The sequence below is a fragment of the Amycolatopsis mediterranei genome, assembly GCF_026017845.1.
GTDB classification, from domain to species: domain Bacteria; phylum Actinomycetota; class Actinomycetes; order Mycobacteriales; family Pseudonocardiaceae; genus Amycolatopsis; species Amycolatopsis mediterranei.
Genome location: NZ_CP100416.1, coordinates 5250634 through 5251534 on the forward strand (window position 1 = coordinate 5250634; position 901 = coordinate 5251534).

The 901-nt window shown below is 66.9% G+C and carries 1 protein-coding gene; it reads left to right on the plus strand.

Annotated elements, in window-relative coordinates:
• Positions 1-56 precede the first annotated feature (56 nt).
• Positions 57-889, plus strand: a protein-coding gene (locus ISP_RS23635) for an IS5 family transposase (RefSeq protein WP_200876229.1) whose coding sequence is annotated in 2 segments (ribosomal slippage) — positions 57-405 and positions 405-889 — 834 coding nt in all. Because the reading frame shifts where the segments join, the coding sequence is not laid out codon by codon here.
• The last annotated feature ends 12 nt before the right edge of the window (positions 890-901 follow it).

Here is a 901-nt window from a genome sequence, read left to right on the forward strand (position 1 = left end):
CTAAGACCGCATCTCGTTTGGGCGTGTTGCAAGGTAGGCGATATCGTTGATCAACGATGGACGATGTGGAGAAGTGGTGCCCGGAGCCGTTGTGGCTGCTGGCGCAGCCGTTGCTGCCCGAGGCGCCGCAACGCCACCAGGGCGGTGGTCGGCGGCGTTTGGATGACCGTGTGGTGCTGGCGGCCATCCTGTATGTACTGCAGACCGGATGTGCCTGGTCAGCGCTGCCGGCGTCGTTCGGGGTCAGTGCCCCGACCGCGCATCGCCGGTTTACCGAGTGGGTCGAGACGGAGGTGTTCGCCCGGCTGCACCAGGCGGTGCTGGATTTGCTCGGCTCGGCCGGGGCGATCGACTGGTCACGCGCGTCGGTAGACGGCATGCACGTCCGGGCGGTCAAAGGGGGGACCTGACCGGCCCGAGCCCGGTCGACCGGGGCAAACGCGGCAGCAAGATCCACGCGATCAGCGACCGCAGTGGTCTCCCGCTGGCGGTGGGCGTATCCGCGGCCAACCGCAACGACCACCTCGAACTGGAGGCCGTCGTCGATGCCGTGGTCCCGGTCAAGGGGCCTGCCGGCAGGCCTCGTCGCCGACCACGCAAGTTGCACGCGGACAAGGGCTATGACTACCCGACCTGCCGAAAGGCGTTGCGACGGCGCGGCATCATTGCCCGGATCGCCCGCCGGGGCATCGAGTCGCCCAAACGGCTCGGCCGCCACCGGTACGTCATCGAACGGACCCTGGAGTGGGTTTCCCGGTTTCGCAGGCTGGCACGCCGCTACGAACGCAAGGCCGCCCACTTCACCGCATTCACCCAACTCGCCTGCGCGGTGATCTGCTACCGCCGAGCCATCAAACTGGACCTGCTCACCCACAACAACCCCAAATGAGATGTGGTCTAA